This window comes from Tenacibaculum dicentrarchi, from assembly GCF_964036635.1.
Classification (GTDB): Bacteria; Bacteroidota; Bacteroidia; order Flavobacteriales; family Flavobacteriaceae; genus Polaribacter; species Polaribacter dicentrarchi.
Genome location: NZ_OZ038524.1, coordinates 2,195,951 through 2,217,047, shown reverse-complemented (window position 1 = coordinate 2,217,047; position 21,097 = coordinate 2,195,951). Strand labels below are relative to the sequence as shown.

15 protein-coding genes and 2 tRNA genes are annotated in these 21,097 nt (G+C 28.9%); 7 read left to right on the top strand and 10 right to left on the bottom strand.

Translation table 11 applies throughout. The annotated features are described in order from the left end of the window. Positions 1 to 13 precede the first annotated feature (13 nt). Positions 14 to 3,268 (top strand): type I restriction endonuclease subunit R, encoded by a 3,255-nt coding sequence (locus ABNT14_RS09595; protein ID WP_101903006.1) that lies wholly within the window; start codon positions 14 to 16, stop codon positions 3,266 to 3,268. Between the two features lie 4 nt (positions 3,269 to 3,272). Next, positions 3,273 to 3,980: a M48 family metallopeptidase gene (locus ABNT14_RS09590; protein WP_159459544.1), complete on the top strand. Its 708-nt coding sequence runs from the start codon at positions 3,273 to 3,275 to the stop codon at positions 3,978 to 3,980. Between the two features lie 77 nt (positions 3,981 to 4,057). On the opposite strand, the gene ABNT14_RS09585 is transcribed toward ABNT14_RS09590, so the two are convergent. From ABNT14_RS09585 to ABNT14_RS09565, 5 genes are all read right to left on the bottom strand, one after another. Then, a complete protein-coding gene (locus ABNT14_RS09585; RefSeq protein WP_101903004.1) occupies positions 4,058 to 5,341 on the bottom strand; it encodes a DUF3987 domain-containing protein in 1,284 nt (427 codons plus the stop codon). Next, complete coding sequence (locus ABNT14_RS09580) at positions 5,322 to 5,639, bottom strand: hypothetical protein (RefSeq protein WP_101903003.1); 318 nt, start codon at positions 5,637 to 5,639, stop codon at positions 5,322 to 5,324. The genes ABNT14_RS09585 and ABNT14_RS09580 overlap by 20 nt, the downstream gene beginning before the upstream one ends. A 1-nt stretch (position 5,640) precedes the next feature. Further along, positions 5,641 to 5,928, bottom strand: coding sequence for a helix-turn-helix domain-containing protein (locus tag ABNT14_RS09575; RefSeq protein WP_101903002.1), 288 nt, complete (start codon positions 5,926 to 5,928; stop codon positions 5,641 to 5,643). Between the two features lie 151 nt (positions 5,929 to 6,079). Next, positions 6,080 to 7,042: a hypothetical protein gene (locus ABNT14_RS09570; protein ID WP_101903001.1), complete on the bottom strand. Its 963-nt coding sequence runs from the start codon at positions 7,040 to 7,042 to the stop codon at positions 6,080 to 6,082. A gap of 5 nt (positions 7,043 to 7,047) precedes the next feature. Further along, on the bottom strand, positions 7,048 to 8,310 hold the full coding sequence (locus ABNT14_RS09565; RefSeq protein WP_159459543.1) for a tyrosine-type recombinase/integrase: 1,263 nt from the start codon (positions 8,308 to 8,310) through the stop codon (positions 7,048 to 7,050). A 751-nt stretch (positions 8,311 to 9,061) separates the two neighbouring features. On the opposite strand from ABNT14_RS09565, the gene ABNT14_RS09560 reads away from it, so the two are divergent. Then, a complete protein-coding gene (locus ABNT14_RS09560) occupies positions 9,062 to 12,292 on the top strand; it encodes an Eco57I restriction-modification methylase domain-containing protein (protein ID WP_101902999.1) in 3,231 nt (1,076 codons plus the stop codon). Between the two features lie 262 nt (positions 12,293 to 12,554). On the opposite strand, the gene pafA is transcribed toward ABNT14_RS09560, so the two are convergent. After that, positions 12,555 to 14,195, bottom strand: coding sequence for an alkaline phosphatase PafA (gene pafA, locus ABNT14_RS09555; protein ID WP_101902998.1), 1,641 nt, complete (start codon positions 14,193 to 14,195; stop codon positions 12,555 to 12,557). A gap of 119 nt (positions 14,196 to 14,314) precedes the next feature. Between pafA and ABNT14_RS09550 the strand changes: the two genes are divergently transcribed. The 4 genes from ABNT14_RS09550 to ABNT14_RS09535 all read left to right on the top strand — a co-directional run bounded on the left by ABNT14_RS09550 (position 14,315) and on the right by ABNT14_RS09535 (position 16,167). Further along, a complete protein-coding gene (locus tag ABNT14_RS09550) occupies positions 14,315 to 15,058 on the top strand; it encodes an MlaE family ABC transporter permease (RefSeq protein WP_101902997.1) in 744 nt (247 codons plus the stop codon). After that, complete coding sequence (locus tag ABNT14_RS09545; RefSeq protein WP_101902996.1) at positions 15,059 to 15,823, top strand: ABC transporter ATP-binding protein; 765 nt, start codon at positions 15,059 to 15,061, stop codon at positions 15,821 to 15,823. A 134-nt stretch (positions 15,824 to 15,957) separates the two neighbouring features. Then, positions 15,958 to 16,030: transfer RNA gene (locus ABNT14_RS09540), tRNA-Lys, on the top strand. Between the two features lie 54 nt (positions 16,031 to 16,084). Beyond that, positions 16,085 to 16,167, top strand: a tRNA-Tyr gene (locus ABNT14_RS09535). 56 nt (positions 16,168 to 16,223) lie between these two features. Here ABNT14_RS09535 and ABNT14_RS09530 read toward each other — a convergent pair. The 4 genes from ABNT14_RS09530 to ABNT14_RS09515 all read right to left on the bottom strand — a co-directional run bounded on the left by ABNT14_RS09530 (position 16,224) and on the right by ABNT14_RS09515 (position 21,080). After that, positions 16,224 to 16,775 carry a sigma-70 family RNA polymerase sigma factor gene (locus tag ABNT14_RS09530; protein ID WP_101902995.1) on the bottom strand — a complete coding sequence of 184 codons (552 nt, stop codon included), beginning with the start codon at positions 16,773 to 16,775 and terminating at the stop codon, positions 16,224 to 16,226. 354 nt (positions 16,776 to 17,129) lie between these two features. Next, a complete protein-coding gene (locus ABNT14_RS09525) occupies positions 17,130 to 17,588 on the bottom strand; it encodes an FKBP-type peptidyl-prolyl cis-trans isomerase (protein WP_101902994.1) in 459 nt (152 codons plus the stop codon). Positions 17,589 to 17,629: 41 nt separating this feature from the next. After that, positions 17,630 to 19,243, bottom strand: a complete 1,614-nt coding sequence (locus ABNT14_RS09520) for an amidohydrolase (RefSeq protein ID WP_101902993.1) — start codon at positions 19,241 to 19,243, stop codon at positions 17,630 to 17,632. A 37-nt stretch (positions 19,244 to 19,280) separates the two neighbouring features. Then, the gene (locus ABNT14_RS09515; RefSeq protein ID WP_101902992.1) at positions 19,281 to 21,080 is read right to left on the bottom strand and encodes a hypothetical protein; all 1,800 of its coding nucleotides are present in this window, start codon (positions 21,078 to 21,080) and stop codon (positions 19,281 to 19,283) included. Positions 21,081 to 21,097 lie beyond the last annotated feature (17 nt).

Genomic DNA, 21,097 nt, shown 5'->3' with positions numbered 1-21,097 from the left:
CGACACCAAATTTATGAGTACACCATCGTATATAGAAGATAATGTATCGCAAATACCCGCATTACAGTTGCTTATAAATATGGGTTACCAATATGTAAGCCCAAAACAAGCAGAGCAATGGCGTGGCGGAAAATCGAAAGTATTGTTTACTGAGGTATTGCGTAAGCAGTTAAAAAAAATTAATGTTATCAATCGTAAAGGTAAAGAATATGCTTTTTCAGATGCGAATATTAATTCAGCAGTATTAGCGGTAAAAGATTTACCTATTCAAGATGGTTTTATCAATGCAAATAAAACCTTTTATGACCTTATTACCTTAGGTAAAGCCTTTGAACAAAGTATTGATGGCGATAAAAAAAGTCATACCATAAATTTTATAGATTGGGTAAATCCTGCAAATAATATTTTTCATGTTACAGAAGAATTTTCAGTATTAAGAACAGGAAGAACAGATACTTATAGACCCGATTTAGTGTTGTTTATTAATGGTATTCCTACGGTAATAATTGAATGTAAAAGCCCTTCGTTATCAGGCGTAAAAGCTCCCGTATCATTAGCAATAGAACAACATATAAGAAATTTTACCAAAGATGGAATAAGGTCTTTATATGTATATTCAAGTATTTTAATGAGTATTGCTACTAATGATGGTAGTTATGCTACAACAGGTACAAGTAAAGAATTTTGGGCAAAATGGAAAGAGCAATTTACATCAAGTGAAACAGAAAAAGCCTATTGGTTAAAACTTAAAGCGCTTAAAAATAAATCGTTGGAAGAAGCTCAAAAAAATCTGCTTTTTGAAGAACGAACGGAGTATGTACGCAAAAGTTTTGATGCTATTGATACAGAAGAACGCTTGCTAACCGAACAAGACAAGTTAATTTATAATTTATGTCGTCCAGCACGATTGCTAGATTTGATACTAAATTTTACCTTGTATGATAACGGTACAAAAAAAGTAGCAAGGTATCAGCAGTATTTTGGTGTTAATAATACGATAAATCGTGTTACAAAATTAGATACTACAGGAAAACGTAAAGGAGGTGTTATATGGCATACACAAGGAAGCGGTAAGTCGCTTACTATGGTGATGCTTGCCCAAATGTTGGCTTCAAATGCTACTATTTTAAATCCGAAAATTATTTTAGTTACAGACCGTATTGACCTTGATGACCAAATATCAGATACGTTTAAAAAGTGTAAAAAGGAAGTTCGTCAGGCTAAAACAGGAAAGCATCTTGCAGAACTTTTAGAAGATAGTGATGATGCTATTATAACTACTATTATAAATAAATTTGAAGCTACTGTAAAGAATAACAAAAAGCCATTTACATCTGCTGATATTTTTGTGTTAATTGATGAAGGTCACAGAACGCAATATGGTACGTTTAATGTAAGTATGCAACGTGTATTTCCGAATGCTTGTTTTTTAGCATTTACAGGTACGCCTTTAATGAAAAAAGAAAAAAGTACTGCTACTAAATTTGGTGGCTATATTGGTAAACCATATACGGTAAAAGATGCTGTTGAAGATGGTGCTGTAGTTCCTTTATTATATGAAGGAAGACACACTCAAATTATGCTAAATGAAGCGCCTTTAAATATTTATTTTGAAAAATTAGCAGAACGCAATAATCTTACAAAAAGAGGACGAGCAAAACTGAAACAAAAATTTAACACAGTAAATGAGTTAAATAAAACAGACCAAGTAATTTATGCCAGAGCCTTAGATATTAGCGAACATTACACTACTTTTTTTCAAACACATAACGACAATTATAAACCAAAAGCACAATTAGTAGCACCCACCATTAAAACAGCTTTATTATATAAAGAGTATCTTGATGATATAGGAATGGTAAATTCAGCCGTTGTGGTAACACAATCTGACCAGCGAGAGGGAACAGAAGATGGTTATTTTAATGAAAATGAAGATAAGCGTAGAGAAGATAAGTATTTAAACGCAATGATTGATAAACATGGTGATTTAAAAACCTATGAAAAAAATATTATAAATGATTTTAAAAGCCGTGATATACCAGAAATATTAATTGTAGTAGCAAAACTTTTAACAGGTTTTGATGCACCAAATAATACTGTTTTATATTTATGTCGTTCACTTAAAGAGCATACATTATTACAAGCAATTGCACGTGTAAATAGAGTATATCCAGGAAAAGAATATGGTTATGTTGTTGATTATTATGGTAATTTAGAAAACCTTGATACAGCTTTAAGCACATATTCTAACCTTAATAATTTTGAAGAAGAAGATTTAGATGGTGCAATAACGAATATAAAAGATGAAATAGATAAATTACCACAAGCACATTCGGAGTTATGGGATATTTTTAAAACGCTAAAAGGTAAAAATTTAGAACCTACAGCATACGAAGAACATTTATCGCCAGAAGATGTAAGAAATACATTTTATACAAAGGTTTCACAGTTTGCAAGATTATTAAAATTAGGGTTATCTTCTGTTGATTTTGTTACAAAAACAGCCAGTAATAAAATTGATATGTATAAGCACGATGCTAAATTCTTTTTAAAATTACGTGTTGATGTAACTAGGCGTTATAATGATGATATAGCTTATAAAGAATTTGAACCACAGATTCAGAAACTTATAAATAAACACATTACTACAGATGGTGAAGTAATGAAAATTACGGAGCTTGTTGATATTTTTAATAAAGAAGATAGAGATGCTGAGGTTGAAAAAATAAAAGGGAAAGCTGCTCAGGCAGACCATATTGCTAGTAGAACTGTAAAAGCTATTAATATTAAAATGCAAGAAGACCCTATTTATTATAGAAAACTTGCAGACCTAATTAAAGAAACTATTGCCGCATATCATCAAAAGAGAATAGACGAAGCAGAATATTTAAAAAGAGCTAAAGAGCAAGAGTACGAAGTTTTTAATGGACATTCAAAAAATGTACCAGATGAATTAGTAAACAACACAGTAGCTATAGCATTTTATAACTTTAGTACAAGTATTTTTGATGATATAGCATTGTTAAAAACATCATTTCATATCGAAGTAAGTTTAACTATTGATAAAACAGTAAAACAATACATTTACTTGAATCAGAAAAAAATAATAGATTGGCATAAAAATGAGGATATAACAGGTAAAATTAACATAGAGCTTGGTGATGTAATTTATGATTTACATCAGAAATTTGATATAGATGCCGATTGGGATAAAATAGATAATTTAATAGAAGAATGTTTGAAAGTAGCAATTTTTAAATATAAATAAAACTTTGGAGTTTAATCGCATTATATATGGTAATTCTACAATTGATTTTCAATTAATTTATAGGAATCGAAAAACACTTGGAATAAAAGTACATCCTGATGGAGAGGTAATTGTTTCTGCTCCGTTAGATGCTACTTTAGAAAAGATAATAGAAAAAGTAAAGAAGAAAGCACAATGGATTTTTATGCAAAAAAGGTTCTTTTTGAATTATCAGCCACGAACATCAGAAAAAACATATCAGAGTGGAGAAGGACATCTTTATTTAGGGAAAATGTATCGATTAAAAGTAACGGAGTCAAATAATAAATCTATAAAATTAAAAAGAGGCTATATCTGTATTGAAACTAAGGATAAAACCCAAACAAATAAAATAAAAGAACAGCTTAACGAATGGTATAAGTCAAAAGCTATTCTTCATTTTAATACTATTTATAATAGTCGATTAGGATTGATTAAAGAATTATCAGAAAAAGAAACCTCACTTAAATACAAATGGTTTAATAATAGATGGGGAAGTTGTTTTAGTGATGGAACTATTTATCTTAATATAGAACTTATAAAAGCACCTAAAGAATGTATTGATTACGTCTTGATACATGAAATTTGTCATCTTAAATATCATAATCATAGTACATTTTTTTATGAATTATTAGGTGAGAAATTACCTAATTGGAAAAAATCAAAAGAAAAATTAGAGAAGCTTTTATCTTAATTTTACCTATTGCATTACTTGCATTAGTTGCACTTCAAATTTAGGTTGTGCAGATAATGCAAGTAATGCAACGGTAATTAATAGATTTTTCGATATAAACCTCTTTCTATTTTACTAAAAATAGTATTAATATTTTTACTTAAAAAATCTTTTATAGTTCTTTCAGGAATACCTTCTAATTTTGCTAATGCAACAATTTCATCTGTTCTAAATTTAGTGTTTAAACCTTTATAAATTCTTTGTTGTTGTTCGTTTAATTTTGTTAAAGGGTCTTTTTTATTCATTAAAGAATTTACTTTTATTGCGTTATCAAAATAATATTCTGTTAATCTGATGGAACATTGAATAATAAAGAAATCTATTTCATTTTTAATTCTTCCAAAACTACCCCAGTATATTAATTGAAGTATTATTGCAAATCTTAAAGCATAAACTTCATATTTAGCTTGAATTGATGTTTTAACTTCTGAATCAAAATACTCAACTCTCTTTGTATTTTGCCATTTAATTAAGTATTCTTTTGCTTTTGATGTTAAAACCATTTCTTCGGGTTGGTCATTTATACACGAAAAATCCATTAATTTATTAAGTAGATGTGTATAATCGTCCATCAATGATTTATCAATATCTTTATCGCTCCAAATAATAGGTTTTGGTTTTTTATTTATGGCAAATAACATTCGTTCTATAAAACCGTTATTACTTCTATTATCTTTTGCTAAATCGGGTAATAACTTTTTTTGAACACCTCCAATAATATTTACAAAAGAATTATCTAATCTAACAGGTTCATCCCCTTTTCTATCTACTGAAATAGCATTACCACTCCAAAGACTTAAATAAGTTTCTTGTTCTCCAGAGCTTTTACTGTAGCGTCCGAAACTATTAATCCACCCGAATAATTCATCAGCAACAATGGTAACACCTTTTCCATTTGTTGCATGAATTTTGATAAGTGATTCAGGTGTAAAATCATTTAATAATGATTTTACATATAACGGTTTTTCTTTGGTTTTTTTTTCGTCTAAATCGAATGAATTGTATTCTTTTAATAAAGATATATATTCTTTATATGTTCGTTTTTCTTTTTCTGAAATTGGTTTAAAAGCTAAATTTAAAGGATGCGTTTTTACATCTCCTGCGTTTCCAACTAACGCAAAAAATAGATTGCATTTTACATTAAATCCCTCTTTAAACTTTAATATATGGGAATTTCCTATTGCGTTTGATATTGCGCATAAAATTGCGCTTGCAAAATATTCAACAGGATAATTAAGATGTTCATTTGCTTCTTGAATTAATTTAACAATTCTATCAGGAAAAATATCATACGGAAAATCGCTAATTTCTTGGTATTCCATACATTTTCGGATTAAATTGATTTTTATCAGTTTTTAAATCTTCAAAAAGAATTTCTATTCTTACTCCTAAAAGACTATTGTCTCTTTTGTATAATTCATCAATATTATTTTGAATTATTTGCCAAGGAAATCGAGGGTCTTTATTTAAAAGTCTTTTGATATTTGAAAATTGATTAATAAGAGCTTCGTTTTCTCTTATTAAAAAATAATCTGTTAAAGAATTATATCTTCGGTATAAGTTTTCGTCAAATTTATCAACAAGAATGGATAGGGTATTTGTTATATTTTGATTTTCCATTTTACTTGCTGATTTTAGTTAAAGAATTTTCTACTTCATTGCGTTTAAATCTTTTTTTATTTCCTATTCGGTAGGCTGATAAAATTCCTTTTTTTGTCCAGTCATCAACAGTAACAATAGAAATAGATAAAATTTCAGCTACATCTTGCCTTGAAATCCAAATAGTAGGTTCTTTAGGTTGAAAGTGTATTTTAAAATTATTTAATTTTTCTTCAACACCTTGTAAAATTGATTGCGTTAAATCTTGTGTTGTTGTCTGTAAAACTAGCGTTGCTTTTTGTTGTATCATAATTTTATGGTTTTAATTATGATGCAAAGTTCAAAAAAAATAAAAGCAATGTTATTCTCTCAAAACTCTAATTTATTCTCTCAAAATTCTACTTTGTTCTCTCAAAATTCTAATCTGTTCTCTTAAAATTCTAATTTATTCTCTCAAAATTCTACTTAATGCTTAAACACTTCATTTCTATCTTTTTATAAAAATCATCAGCTATACTTGAATAAGAATTTCCGTTAGATAATTTTGTTATAGGTTTAATTTTATATTCTTTAACTAACATATCTATAAAATCTTTTAGATTAACTCTAACAATAAATATAGGGTACTTTTTTGTAGGTGATTTAGGTTTGTATTCTTCTGCTAATACCGTATAAAAAGCATGACAAATAGGTTTAAACTTCCTATCAATAGGTTCATTATTTTCATTTACTGCTGAGTGTTCTTTTAAAAAATTGGCAAATAATTTTTCTGTTTCTAAATTTTTAAAAACTAAAGGATATTTAGATGCTTTTTTAGAAAGATTATCTTCTAATTTAATTTGAGGACTTGTTGTTAAATCACTTTTATTTTTACTGTTTAAATTTTCATTATTAATATAATTCAATTCATCTCTGTTTCTTAAATACTCTAAAATTAAAGTATTACTCAAAAAACGATAGTAAGATATATAAAAATATCCTCTTCTATTATCTTTCAACTTATCGTGAACGTACTGATATATTTCATCAATACCGATATTTTTGATAGCATAAGAACGGAACTCTTTTTCTGATTTTTTGTAATAAAAATAAGCTATTGAATCACTAAGTTCTTTAGAATATTCACTCATTTTTTTTGATAAAAATATTTTTTGTGTTTCAGAATCAATGCAATTTTCAAATTGAACTTTTATATTGAAACATTCTCTTTCGACATCAATATTTTTACATACTTCTATTATTTCATTAAAAACTTCCTCTCTAAATTCTTTTTTGAAAACTTCTGGCTGAAAACGAGTTTGATTACTATCTAAATCCATTTTAACATTATTATCGAGTACATCCATCTCAATAAATAATTCGTGAATCTTTTCAGTTTTAAAATATTTCTCTTTCCCTATAAAAAAACCTTTATATTTTCCCATTATATTTATTTCTTAAAAAAATTATTATCTGCAATTTTCAAAGCTCTTTCTTTTGCTCCAATTTTAATATAGGTTAGAAATACTTTTTCTGTAGTATGCCCGCTAATTGCCATTATATCAAGTGTTGGCATATTATTAATATAGGCATTAGTACAAAAAGAGCGTCTTCCTGTATGATTTGTAATCATTTCATATTTATATTTTGTTTCTTTAATAATATTACCTCCTTTATTTGTGTTATAGCTTATTTTAGTATTAATATTGGCTAATTTACCTATTTCTTTTAATGATTTGTTAATATGTTGGTCAGACATTTTTTTTGGAAAGTTTCCGCTATTTTTAGTTATAATATCTGCCACTTTTGGATGAATAGGAATCGAAATAGGTCTATTCGTTTTAGTAACAATAAGGTTTAATAATTGATAGCCATTTTGAACTTCGATATTATCTTTAGATAAATTATTAAAATCTGAAACTCTTAATCCTGTATATGCACCAATAATAAATAAATCTCTTGCGTTATCTAGTTTTTTATCATTTGATAAATCTAAGTTTATCATACTACTAAGTTCTTCTTCATTCAGATATATTTGAAATGATTCTCCAGTAGGTTTTATAAAATTTTTGTTTTTGTACGTTAAATTTGTATTTATACCTTTTTCAGTGGCATCACTTAAAAATACTTTAAGTGTTTTAATATAATTTCCTATTGTATTAGGTGTAAAATTTTTTTCCTTTAAAAAAGTTATAAAATCATAATAAAAATCCATTGTTATTGATTCAAAAGAAATAGGGTATTTATTACATTCTTCAAACTCTTTTAATACTTTAATAGTTCTTTTGTAAGCTAAAATAGTTGTTTTAGATATTGGTTTATCATTTATTGTTCTTCTTTGAGAGTCTTCAATAAATTGTTCAGCTTGAGAGTAAAGTGTAGGAACTATTTTTTCTTCTTTTCTTCCAAAAAATTCTTTAATATCATTTTTTAGATTTTGTTTAATTTCAATAGGGTTTTCAGTATCAGATAAGAGTACTTTATTTAAAATAAAATTTTCAAATTCTCTTAATCTATTATTTATTACATCTTTGATATTTGAAACTTCAACTCGGTTTCTAACTCTTTGTTTTTCTTTATCCCAAAATAGGGGAGCTATTTTAATTTTTGTAGTTCCTCTTAATTTTTCATCTCTTGATAAATTGATACGAAAATTAATAGGAGTTTCTTTTTTTGTATCAGTATTTCTTATGTAAAAACTAATCTTAGTCATTCTCTTTTTTTTGATAATATAAAGGTACATTATTTTATTAAATGTGTCAGCAAATGTGTCAGCAATTTATACATTTATCTTATTCTGCCTGTATTGTAGTGTGTTTTATTTGTAGTTTTAATAGGTGTTTAGGCTTGTGTTTAAAAGGGTTTAGTTATGTTTAGTTATATTTGTATTGCATCCTCCAGGGCTCACTTAAACCTTACTAGAAATAGTAAGGTTTTTTGTTGTTTATTAGTTTCTGTATCTGTATTTTTTTTGAAGCAATTTCCCGCTTTCCGCACTCGCTTTTTTTTGAAGAAAAATCAAAAAAAGAGCTCAAACAAAGCTTCAATCGGGGCTAGGCATTTGTGCTAATTTTGATAAATCCATAAATAAACTATAATTATACCAAACTCTACCGAGGAAGTTCGAGTGATTTTTTCTTTCAAAAAATTGTATCGATACAGTTTTAATTACTTTTAATCATTAAAATTACTCGAATTGACAAGAATCATCAAGAAAAAATGGAATAAATACGGTAAATCAGCATGCAAACCTGAAATAAAATCCCTTTAACAGATTCGATTTGTTATTTTTCTGTTATAAAACTTTTTTTAGATGAAATTTAAAAATTTTCTAAGCATTTTTAAAGATTGTTAGTGTTTTATTAGTGCTTTTTTTTTAAAACTATCTGAATAACTTATTACAAATAATAATTGCACATCATTTTTTTTAAAGTAATTTTATCAGCAATAAAAAAAAGCTATAAATGTCATTATTTCAAGTATCCGTATTAAAAAAACATCTTAAACTTCAGCAAAAAGAAGTACTAGAAAAAGCCTATAAAAAATATACAAAATATTTTCTAAATCCGACGATACAAGAAAATATCAGAAGCTCAAAAGAAGAAGAATATCAAGGTATTTTTTTAACGGAATTATTTGTGAATATTTTAAATTATACCCTAAAACCAAATGCCGATTTTAACTTAGTTGCCGAATATAAAAATCAAACCAACGCACGAAAAGCCGATGGTGCTATTTTAAACGATAACATTGCTATTGCAGTTATCGAATTAAAAGGTACAAAAACTAAGGATTTAGAAAGCATCAGAAAACAAGCGTTTGATTATAAAGCAAATCAAAAAGGCTGTGTTTATGTGATTACTTCCAATTTTGAAAAATTACGATTCTATATAAACGATGCCACCGAATTTGAAGAATTTAATCTTTTTGAACTTACCAAAGAACAGTTTCAACTCTTGTATTTGTGCTTGCATAAAGATAATATTTTAAATAATATTCCTTTAAAAATTAAAGAAGCATCCGTAGTTAAAGAAGAACAAATTACAAAAGATTTTTATAACGATTATTCGCTTTTTAAAAGAGAATTATATCGAGATTTAGTAAAACAGAATTTAAAGAATCCTATTTTTAGAACCGAACAGGAAAAAGAAAATATTGATAGTATTAATAAAAATATCAAATTAAGTCTGTTTAAAAAATCGCAAAAATTAATTGATAGGTTTCTGTTTATTTTCTTTGCCGAAGATAGGGGTTTATTACCGCCAAATTCAACACTTCAAATCCTTGAAAATTGGGATAAATTAAAAGATTTAGATGTTGAAGTTCCTTTATATAATCGCTTTAAATTGTATTTTAAATATTTAGACACTGGTAGAGAAGGAACAGATAAAAAAGCCGAAATTTTCGCTTATAATGGCGGACTTTTTAAACCTGATGCCGTTTTAAATTCGCTTATTTTAGATGATAAATTACTATATAAACATACTAAAAAATTATCGGAATATGATTTTGATAGCCAAGTTGATGTAAATATTTTAGGACATATTTTTGAAAATTCGTTAAATGAAATTGAAAGCGTAAATGCCGAAATTCAAGGTTCAAATTTTGATAAACAAACAAGTAAACGTAAAAAAGATGGTGTTTTTTATACGCCAAAATACATCACAAAATATATTGTAGATAATACCGTTGGTAAACTTTGTACCGAAAAGAAAATTGAACTTGGTATCAAAGAAGATGACTATTTTAAAGGACGAAAAAACAGACCAAAAACAACGATTATTAAATTAGTTTCGTTCTTAGATGTTTATAGAGAATGGCTGTTAAAACTGACTATTTGCGACCCCGCTTGTGGTTCGGGAGCATTTTTAAATCAAGCGTTAGATTTTCTAATTAAAGAGCATACCTATATTGATGAGCTAAAAACCAGGCTTTTAGGAGGTGGTTTTGTATTTCCTGATATTGAAAATAAAATCCTTGAAAATAATATTTTTGGGGTAGATTTAAACGAAGAATCCGTAGAAATTGCAAAACTTTCGCTGTGGCTAAGAACCGCACAACCTAGACGTAAATTAAACAACTTAAACAGCAATATTAAATGTGGAAATTCTTTAATTGATAGTAAAACCGTTGCTGGTGATAAAGCTTTTAATTGGGAAAATGAGTTTTCTGAAATATTTGAAAATGGTGGTTTTGATGTAATTATTGGAAATCCGCCGTATGTTCAATTACAGAAGATGAAAGAACTTTCATTAAAAATTAAAAATATTGGATATAAAACGTACGAAAGTACAGGAGATTTATATTGTTTATTTTATGAAAAAGGTAATGAAATATTAAAAGAAAAAGGTCTTTTAGGTTTTATTACTTCAAATAAATGGATGAGAGCAAATTATGGTAAAAGTTTAAGAAAGTATTTATTTGATAATACTAATCCATATAAATTATTAGATTTAGGTGCTGGGATTTTTGAATCTGCTGTTGTAGATTCAAATATAATTATGTTTGAAAAAAGTAAAGTTGAAAATTTTATAATTTCAAGTATAGATATTTCTAAAGAAAAAGATGTAAAAGATTTAATTTCTTTTGATAGTTTCTTTGTTGATATTAGTCCTAAAAATGATGATGTATGGACAATTTCATCAAAAGTAGAACAAAATTTAAAAGCAAAAATTTTAAAGAAAGGTATCTTATTAAAAGATTGGAATGTTGGAGTAAAATACGGAATTAAGACAGGATTAAATGAAGCGTTTATTATTGATGAAGAAAAAAAGAATGAATTGATAAGTTCTGATATTAATTCAAAAAAAATTATAGAACCTATTTTAAGAGGAAGAGATGTTGATAGATATAAAATAGAATATCAAAATTTGTATTTATTAAATGTTCATAATGGTTATAAAGAAATTCCTAAAGTTGAAATTGATGATTTTCCAGCTGTTAAAGAACATTTAAAAATGTATGAACCTAAATTATCTAAAAGATATGATAAAGGTTATACTCCTTATAATCTAAGAAATTGTGCATACATAGATTCTTTTTCAGAAAAAAAGATTATTTGGAAAGAAATGTCTTCAAAACCACCTTTTGTTTTAGATACAAAAAAATATTTTACAAATGATACTATAACATTTATAACTGGCGAAAATTTAGAATATTTATTAGCAATGCTAAATTCAAAAGTATCGTTTTATATCTTTTCAAATTATTATTCTGGAGGTGGTTTAGGTTCTAAAGGAATCAGATTTAAAAAAGATTTTTTATCTAATTTGCCAATTGCTAAAACTTCGGATGAAGTTCCATATATAAATAAAGTAGAAGAAATTCTTTTATCAACAGAGAAAATTCAAAAAGTAAATAACAAATTCCAAAAGTATGTAAAGCAAAAATTTCAATTAGAAAAGTTATCAAAAAAGCTTCAAAACTGGCACGATTTAGAATTTGGCGATTTTATAAAAGAACTCAACAAGGCGATAAAAAGCAATAATAAAGAACTTGTAAAAAACGAACTGCCAATAATTCCCGTACTTACAAAACTAGATGAAATGGATTGGATGGATGTTTTTACGGTTAAAAAATCCGAAGCTCAAGCCTTACAAACTCAAATAAATCAAACCGATAAAGAAATTGATGCAATGGTTTATAAATTATACAATTTAACCGATGCTGAAATTGCGATTGTAGAAAATAGTTAGATATTTTCATTAAACAATAAAACTTAAAAAGCTCCTAATGGGAGCTTTTTAAGTTTTTAAAGGTAAGGCTTACAACAAATAATATATTGAGCGAATCCTTTTAAATAAGTATAAAATGTGACTTTTTGTAAAAAAAGGTGTCTAATAATTTAGAAAGATGCTTAGCAAAAGTTATTGCGTAAACAAAACATTAAAAAAATAATTATGCCCCCTCTTATATTGTAGTTTTTTTTGAGGCGCTCATTGAGCGCCTCTTAATTTTTTAGTTTAAAACTTCTTCTATAACTTTTCCTGTGCTACCATTAGGAAACTCAATTTGAAGTAAATTAGAAAGTGTAGGAGCAATATCAACAATTTCATATTTCTTTTTTGATGCCCCTTTTTTAATACCGTTTCCGTAAAAAATTACAGGAATATGTGTGTCATATGAATATCCTGAGCCGTGGGTAGTTCCTTTTTTAGGGTAACTAACCGTTGATGGGGTAGGAACAAGCATTACATCACCTGAAAATTTTTGATTATATCCGTTTTGTAACGAGTTTAAAATACCCGTAGTAAACGAGGTTGTTTGTAAAGTTCTAGCGGTTGCAGTTTTGTAAATTCCTTTGTAATTAATTACTTCATCGGCTATTTTTTGAGCTACTTCATTTTTATTTAATTTTAAAGCTTCAATTTTATTTTTATCTAAAAAAATCTGAAAGTTTGAAATATTTTCAACCAAGGCATCTGAATTAAAATATTTTTTGGTGATATTATTTACAAAAGCAGTAAATTTTTTATAGCTAAAATAATTGGCAGGAATTTTAACCGACTGCAAATAAGCAGGCACTTGAACTGCTGCGTGGTCGGCTGTTAAAAATAAGGTGTAATTTCCTTTACCAACTTTAGCATCTAAAAATTGAAATAAAGAGGCTAAATCTTTGTCTAAGCGTAAATAAGTATCTTCAATTTCTTTAGATGCAACACCAAATTGATGCCCAACATAATCGGTAGATGAATAACTAACAGTTAAGAAATCGGTATAATCAGATTGCCCTAAGTTTTCGCCAATAATGGCTGCTTTTGCAAAATCGGTAGTTAAAGAATTTCCTGCAGGAAGCCCTTTTATAATACTGTAATTATTGTTTTTAGCTCTTAATTTAGGAATATTATGCGGAAATACAGGTTTTTTTTCACCCTTAAAAGCTTGTTCAAAATTGTTGTCATCAGCAATACTTTCGGTGTAGGTATTTATGTTGTATAAGGTTTCCCATGGCTGGCTTAAATAAGTATCTGCAATTTTCGCCTTATTAAATTTCTGTACCCATTTTGGCAATTTATCCGTATAATATGACGAGGTAATCCAATCACCTTTACTACCGCCATCAAACCAATATGCACCGTTTGCAGTATGCCCCGCAGGTAAAATTGCCGAACGGTCTTTAATAGCAATACCAATAGTTTTTCCGTTCATATTTTGTGCCAATCGTAATTGGTCGGTAATGGTGGTTGTTAGCATTCTTTTAGGCGATTTTTTTCCGCCATCGCCATTGTTTCCAACAGTTTTATAAGTGCTATCGTCAACACAATACACCGATTTTTTTAAGTATTTATCATACCAATTATTACTGATAATAGCATGATTTATAGGTGTTGTTCCTGTGTAAATAGAGGTATGTCCAACAGCGGTATAAGTAGGAATGTAGTTGTAATGAGCATTTTCAAGCGAAAATCCTTCATTTAATAAGCGATTAAAACCATCAGTACCATATTTACTAGCAAAACGGGTAAGATAATCGTAACGCATTTGGTCGATAACAACGCCTACGACTAATTTTGGTTTTTTAGGAGTCTTTTTTTTAGGAGAAGTAAAACTACATAAGCAAACGATAGCCAAAGTAGCTAAGGGTATGAATTTTTTCATTATAAAATTTAAAAAGTTATAAAATCAAAGGTAGGTAAATGCACACTAAAACTAATAATAAAGCCAAGAGTTAATGGTTTTTTAATACTTTAGCCAAAAGAAAAAATAGATTCGTTTAAATGAAGAACTACATTGAGCATATAGGTACGTATATTTTAATGCTAAAGCAAGTTTTTACAAAGCCACAGCGTGCACGTGTTTTTAAAGAAGCATTGTTTAGAGAAGTTGATGAATTGGGGCTTAAATCATTAGGAATTATTTCCTTTATTTCCTTTTTTATAGGTGGTGTAATTGCCTTGCAAACCGCCCTGAGTTTAGACAGTCCTTTTATACCTGATTCATTAATCGGATTTGCCGCAAAACGCTCGATGATTTTAGAATTTGCACCCACATTTTGTTCTATTATTTTAGCAGGAAAAGTAGGGTCATATATTACATCAAGTATCGGATCTATGCGTGTTACCGAACAAATTGATGCCTTAGAGGTAATGGGAATTAACTCTTTAAATTACTTGGTATTACCTAAAATAATAGCCACGGTATGTTTTTATCCTTTTCTGATAATATTAGCGATGTTCTTAGGAATTTTTGGAGGATGGCTTACCGGAATGCTTTCGGGGCTGTTTTCAGGAGTAGATTATATTATAGGCTTACAAATGGAATTTGACCCATTTTTAATAACTTATGCGATGATAAAAACCTTAATTTTTGCATTTTTAATAGCTACTGTGCCTGCATATCACGGATACTATGTAAAAGGAGGCTCGTTAGAGGTGGGTAAGGCAAGTACGCAATCGGTAGTTTGGACAACCGTACTTATTGTAATTGCCAATTATTTATTAACACAAATGTTATTAACGTAAATGATAGAAGTAAAAAACTTACATAAAGGATTTAATGGTGTTGAAATTTTAAAAGGAATAAGCACCACTTTTTTACCAGGAGAAACCAGCTTAATTATAGGAACAAGTGGTTCGGGAAAAACAGTTTTTTTAAAATCGTTAATAGGATTACACATTCCCGAATCAGGAACTGTTACTTATGATGGTTTGGTAAATACAGCAATGACAGCAGCTGAAAAACGAAATTTTCGTAAAGAAATAGGCATGGTTTTTCAAGGAAGTGCCTTGTTTGACTCACAAACCGTAGAAGAAAATGTAATGTTTCCTTTAAAAATGTTCACCAAGCAGATAGAAAGTGAAATGTTAGACAGGGTAAACGTTGTTTTAAAACGAGTAAACCTAGAAAATTCGAATAAAAAATTTCCTGCCGAATTATCAGGAGGAATGCAAAAAAGGGTGGCAATTGCAAGAGCTATTGTAATGAATCCTAAATATTTGTTTTGTGATGAGCCTAATTCAGGTTTAGACCCGCAAACCGCAACGGTTATCGATAATTTAATTAAAGAAATTACCGATGAATATCAAATAACAACCATTATCAATACACACGATATGAACTCGGTGATGGAAATAGGGGAGAAGATTGTTTTCTTGAAAAATGGCTTCAAAGAGTGGGAAGGATCGCATAAAGAAATTTTTAGAACAGATAACGAGGCTGTAGTAAACTTTGTATATTCGTCTAATTTGTTTAAAAAAGTACGGGAAGCCTATTTATTAGAAAAATAATTTAAAAGATAAATAATTGAAAAACAAACAGCTATCAAAAAACTTAAAAAAAACTTATTTTTTTTTGTTAAAAAGTTTGGTAGAACTCTAAAAAGCTTGTATATTTGCAACCGCTAAGCAGAAAACAATATAATGACCTGGTAGCTCAGTTGGTAGAGCATCTCCCTTTTAAGGAGAGGGTCCTGGGTTCGAGCCCCAGCCCGGTCACTAAAGCTTCTCTTGTTAAAAGAGGAGCTTTTTTATTTTTTATGCAAAAGCTTTGGGGAGATACCAAAGCGGCCAACTGGGACGGACTGTAACTCCGTTGTCTTACGACTTCGCAGGTTCGAATCCTGCTCTCCCCACAAAACTTTCATCTTTTATAAAGCTGAAAGTTTTTTTATGCCTTATTTTTTGATTTTTACCCACAAACTTTGCAGTCGTCTTTGTCTTGTATTTCGCCAACAAGTTTACCATTTTCATTTAAAACAAATCCGCAACAATCCATAAATCCTTTTGCTATGAGTTTACGAGCTCGTTGAATTTGCGATTTTGTGGTGGGTAAGCTTTGTTTTAAGGTATCGGCAACTTCTTGTTGCTTGAGTCCTTTAATATCGGATAAAAACAACGGATCTCTATATTTTTTAGGTAAGTTTTTTAAAATCCCTTGTAAACAATCTTTTTCGGTATGTGTGTCTGATTTTTGGAGTGTTTCTGTTTTTAAATTAGCCAATTCATTGGCTAATTTAGCTGTTTGATTATTGCTTTTAAAATAATCGATTATAGTATTTCTAGCAATGGTAAAAATCCAAGGTTTTAACTTGGTAATATCTTTTAAGCTGTGAAGTTTTGTGTGTATTTTAATAAAAGTATCTTGTAGAATATCATCGGTAACGGCAGTATTTTTTACCTTACTTAAAATAAAATATTTTACATCGCTTGCGTATGTTGCCCAAACTTGCTTTGTTGTCATCTTCTAAATTTACGAAAATGTCATTACAAAGTCAACAGTACTTGCTACTTTGTAATGACAAAAATTAATACCTAGTTTATTTAGCAATTACAATTATTGCAGGTACAGTTTTCACAGGTACAATTAGCACAGTTTCCTGTTTTACATCCGTCACAATTACAGTTACAGTTACATTGATTTTTATAGTTGGTCATGGTAATTTGTTTTTAAAGTTCATATAATAGACTTTAAAAAGCTTAAAAAGATGCACTTTTTTGATGAAATATTTTTTAAACCTTAAATTAAAATAAAAAGACACTTTAAAACGATTGTCTTAAAGTGTCTTTTTTGTAGATGTTATGCTTTTTGCTAAAATTATTTTACTTTTAAAAGTTTGATATCGAAAATTAAAACAGAGCCACCAGGAATTCTTGACCTATTTTGACTACCATACCCTAATTTAGAAGGTACTAAAAGCATTCCTTCGCCACCTTCTTTAAAATAGGTAATTCCTTCGGTCCAACCAGCAATAACTTGTTGTAAGTTAAATGAAATACCATTGCTATTTTGATCGAAAACGTTACCATTTAAAAAATAACCTTTATATGCCACGGTTACTTGTGAGTTGCTAACAGGTTTTGCTCCTGAGCCTTCCTTATTTACAATATAGTATAAACCTGACTCAGTTTTTGTTGCTTTTAAATTATTATCGGCAATATATTTAATAATATCAGCTTGGTTTTGCGCATCAAAATCACGAACATCATTTGATGATGATGAGCCACAAGAAAAGAATGAAGCGATAAGTGTTAATAAACATACTATTTTTTTCATTATTGATTGTTTTAAATTACTATAAATATTAAAGGTTAAGATTAGTGTACTTTTTGACCATTTACATACGTTGCCATAACTTTTGTATTGGGAATTTTATCGGCTGTGACAGTCATAATATCATTTTCAAGGATGATAAAATCGGCAATTTTACCAATTTCAATACTTCCTTTTTCGGTTTCTTCAAAGTTAGCGTAGGCATTCCAAATAGTCATTCCTTTTAAGGCATTTTCTCTAGATAAGGCATTTTTTATTTGATATCCATCTTTAGGAAACCCTTTTAAATCTTTTCTGATAGTAGCGGCGTAATAGGTATAAAGTGGGCTTACATTTTCAATCGGAAAATCAGTTCCTAAGGCAACTTTACCATATTGATTTAATAAATCGTTATAGGCGTAAGCACCTTTTATTCTTTGAGCGCCCACACGGTTTTCTGCCCAATACATATCGCTTGTAGCGTGTGTTGGCTGAATAGAAGGTAAAATGTTTTTAAAATGATGAAAATCTTGCGGAGCGACAATTTGAGCGTGTTCAATTCTCCAACGACGGTCTTTTTTGTTTTTTAACGCTTTGTTATAAGTTTTTAACATTACATAATTGGCAGAATCGCCAATAGCGTGGGTGTTCATTTGGTAGTCTGAATCGGCAATTTTTTGAGCTAAATTCTGTAAGTTTTCATACGAATTAACCAACGCTCCAAAATGCCCTTTTTTATCAGTATATTCACTTTTTAAAGCCGCACCACGAGAACCTAAAGCTCCATCAGCATATACTTTTACAGAACGTACATGGAGTCTGTCGGTTTTTACAACTCCTTTATTTAGATAATAATCTAAGTTGGTTTTATTATTAGAAATCATGGCATAAACACGCATTTTTAAAGCGCCTACTTGCTGTAAACTATCAATTAATTCAATAACTTGTTTGTCTAAACCAGCATCGTCAACGGTAGTTAACCCAACTTTAAAACAAATTTTTTCAGCATCTTTTAACGCTTGAATTTGTGCTTTTTTACTAGGTTTAGGAACATTGATAAAGTTCATAGCATTGTCAATTAATACGCCAGTGAGTTTTCCTTTTTTCTGAAGAAATTCACCACCTTCAATTTTTGAATCAATGTTAATTTTAGCCATATCAATAGCCACCTGATTTACCAACATTGCATGTCCGTCAATTCGACGGATAGCCACAGGAATTGTAGGGAATAATTTATCTAATTTTTCTTTGGTAGGAAATTCTTTTACTTCCCAGTCGTTTTGATCCCATCCACGACCTGTTATAAAATCGGTATTTTTTTCTTTTTGAAATGCTACCAATTTTTCAAGTACTTCATCATAACTTTTTGTGCCGACTAAATTTACTTTTTGCTGTTGTAATCCTAAGCCATAAAAATGACAATGCCCATCGATAAAACCAGGGTATATAGGCTTGTTTTTAGCATCTATAATTTGGGGTGCGCTGTACTTTTTTTGAATATCATTATTGCTTCCTATATCGATAAATTTACCGTCTTTAATAGCAAAACTTTGGGCTTTATCAAAGTTTTTATTAACAGTGTATATGGTTGCATTAATAACAATTAAATCGGCTTTTTTATGGGTTTTACAAGACAGTAAAAGGCTAAAAATAAGCCCGTAAAATAGTGTTTTTTTCATGTAGAATTTAGTTTTTTTTTAGAGCTAGCTATTTTGCTTATAAAATAGTATCAAATTTCCATGTTAATCCTGCCATAGCTTGAAAGCCTTGTACGTTAAAATTATGGAAGCGCTGATATTCGTTGTTTAACACATTATTCAGGTTTAAAAACACCGAAAATGAATCGCTAAAATGATAACCACCATTAAAGTTGATGTCAAAATAACTGTCTAAATTTACCGTTGTAAACGTTTTTTGGGGTAGTATAGTGTGTAATTTTTCTTTTCGTTGTCCTACAAAAAATAAGTTTGTACCCGCAAACCATTTATCAGTTTTATAAGTTCCAAATAATTCTCCTTTTATATTAGGTGTATTCCAAGCTTCTAGTTGGGTAGTTAAAGTAAATTGATTGTATTGCCCGTTTAAACCAATGCTTAAGTTTTTAATACCATCAAAAGCAAGTTCACCAAAGCCCGAAATAACGCTAACATTATCGTAATTGGTATTAAAAGAGTTTCCGTATTCATATCCAAAGAAAGAAAAAGCATTGCTTCCTGCATTGTTTTTTCCGTTAGATTTTGATTGGTTTAAAGATAAAAAAGCCTTGTTTTCAATATCAGCATAGCTTGCTTTTAAATGATAACTAAATTGATGCTTTAACTTCCCTCTAAAACCTGCGAAAGCTTCATATTTACTAGTTTGTAATAATTTTTGCGTAGGAGAAATATAAGGGTTTTTAGTGGCTAAATCATGATAATTATTGGTTTTTAAATTACCAGAAGCACCTATATACATATCTAGTGTATTTGTTATAATAGGGTAGGAAATTTGAATATCAGGATAGATTAAAAATTGATTGGTACTTTTTTCTATATCCATAGAAAAATAACTTTTTGCCCCTATTCTAACCGAAAAATTATGTGCTAAAAAATTATAACTAGGATGTATTCCTGCGGTAAAAAAACCATGTTTTAATTGGTCTTGTGTTTGGTAATTATTATTGAAATTAGTACCTAAATAACTTAAAGTTGTATTGATATATAGGTCATTTAATTCGCGATGTATGTTATCTAAAGGGAATTTTAAAAGGGCATTTCCATCAACTAAAAATTCACTACTGCTTAAAATATCAGAAAAAAATGATCCTGAAATTTTTGCGTGCTCTAAAGAAGAATCTTCTATGTTAATTTCTCCGAAAAGATTAAAAAAGTTGTAAGCTTGTTCGGGTTCTATACGGCTAGTTGTAGCATCTGTAAAGGTTATGTTTTTTGGTAAACCATACCAATTATGTTTATTTCGATTTGCATCAATACCAGCTTTCCAATTGTAATATCGTTCGTCTTGTACGTAAAATAATTTCAATCCCATAGAGTAATAAGTGCTGCTAAGTGGTTTTTCTACAACAGGATTAGCGGAAAGTAAAAATTTTAAATAGGCACCAAATTCACCACCATATCCATCATTATTTTTGATATAGGCTTCTGCAAAAGGCGTCATTTTTGTACCAAAACCAAGCGAAAAATAATTAGGATATAATTCTTCTTTTTTACCTAAATCAACTTTTTTCATAACGCCACTTTTAGGAATAAAAGTAGAGGCAACAGGTACTGAAAAGATAGTGTATTCTAGGGCTTTTCTCTGAGTTTCTTTGGTGTGTTTTATAAATGGTTTTTGTTGTATTTTAAAAGCATCTGTAATTTTAGGAACATAGGAAGTAACAACATTTACAACCTCTGTTTTTATAATACTATCTTTTACAACTACTGGTTTTTCGGTTGGTGTTTTTTCTTGTGAATTAGCAATCGTTGTTACAAATAAAACAAGTAAAACAAGGTGTTTTTTTATTAATTTAATCATTGAACTATTTTTTGTTT

What these genes read in the sequence shown, in the direction of transcription:
- ABNT14_RS09595 (WP_101903006.1), top strand. Translation starts at nt 14, where the DNA reads ATGAGTACACCATCGTATATAGAAGATAATGTATCGCAAATACCCGCA.
- ABNT14_RS09585 (WP_101903004.1), bottom strand. Translation starts at nt 5,341, where the DNA reads ATGGAATACCAAGAAATTAGCGATTTTCCGTATGATATTTTTCCTGAT.
- ABNT14_RS09580 (WP_101903003.1), bottom strand. Translation starts at nt 5,639, where the DNA reads ATGGAAAATCAAAATATAACAAATACCCTATCCATTCTTGTTGATAAA.
- ABNT14_RS09575 (WP_101903002.1), bottom strand. Translation starts at nt 5,928, where the DNA reads ATGATACAACAAAAAGCAACGCTAGTTTTACAGACAACAACACAAGAT.
- ABNT14_RS09570 (WP_101903001.1), bottom strand. Translation starts at nt 7,042, where the DNA reads ATGGGAAAATATAAAGGTTTTTTTATAGGGAAAGAGAAATATTTTAAA.
- ABNT14_RS09565 (WP_159459543.1), bottom strand. Translation starts at nt 8,310, where the DNA reads ATGACTAAGATTAGTTTTTACATAAGAAATACTGATACAAAAAAAGAA.
- ABNT14_RS09560 (WP_101902999.1), top strand. Translation starts at nt 9,062, where the DNA reads ATGTCATTATTTCAAGTATCCGTATTAAAAAAACATCTTAAACTTCAG.
- pafA (WP_101902998.1), bottom strand. Translation starts at nt 14,195, where the DNA reads ATGAAAAAATTCATACCCTTAGCTACTTTGGCTATCGTTTGCTTATGT.
- ABNT14_RS09550 (WP_101902997.1), top strand. Translation starts at nt 14,315, where the DNA reads ATGAAGAACTACATTGAGCATATAGGTACGTATATTTTAATGCTAAAG.
- ABNT14_RS09545 (WP_101902996.1), top strand. Translation starts at nt 15,059, where the DNA reads ATGATAGAAGTAAAAAACTTACATAAAGGATTTAATGGTGTTGAAATT.
- ABNT14_RS09530 (WP_101902995.1), bottom strand. Translation starts at nt 16,775, where the DNA reads ATGACAACAAAGCAAGTTTGGGCAACATACGCAAGCGATGTAAAATAT.
- ABNT14_RS09525 (WP_101902994.1), bottom strand. Translation starts at nt 17,588, where the DNA reads ATGAAAAAAATAGTATGTTTATTAACACTTATCGCTTCATTCTTTTCT.
- ABNT14_RS09520 (WP_101902993.1), bottom strand. Translation starts at nt 19,243, where the DNA reads ATGAAAAAAACACTATTTTACGGGCTTATTTTTAGCCTTTTACTGTCT.
- ABNT14_RS09515 (WP_101902992.1), bottom strand. Translation starts at nt 21,080, where the DNA reads ATGATTAAATTAATAAAAAAACACCTTGTTTTACTTGTTTTATTTGTA.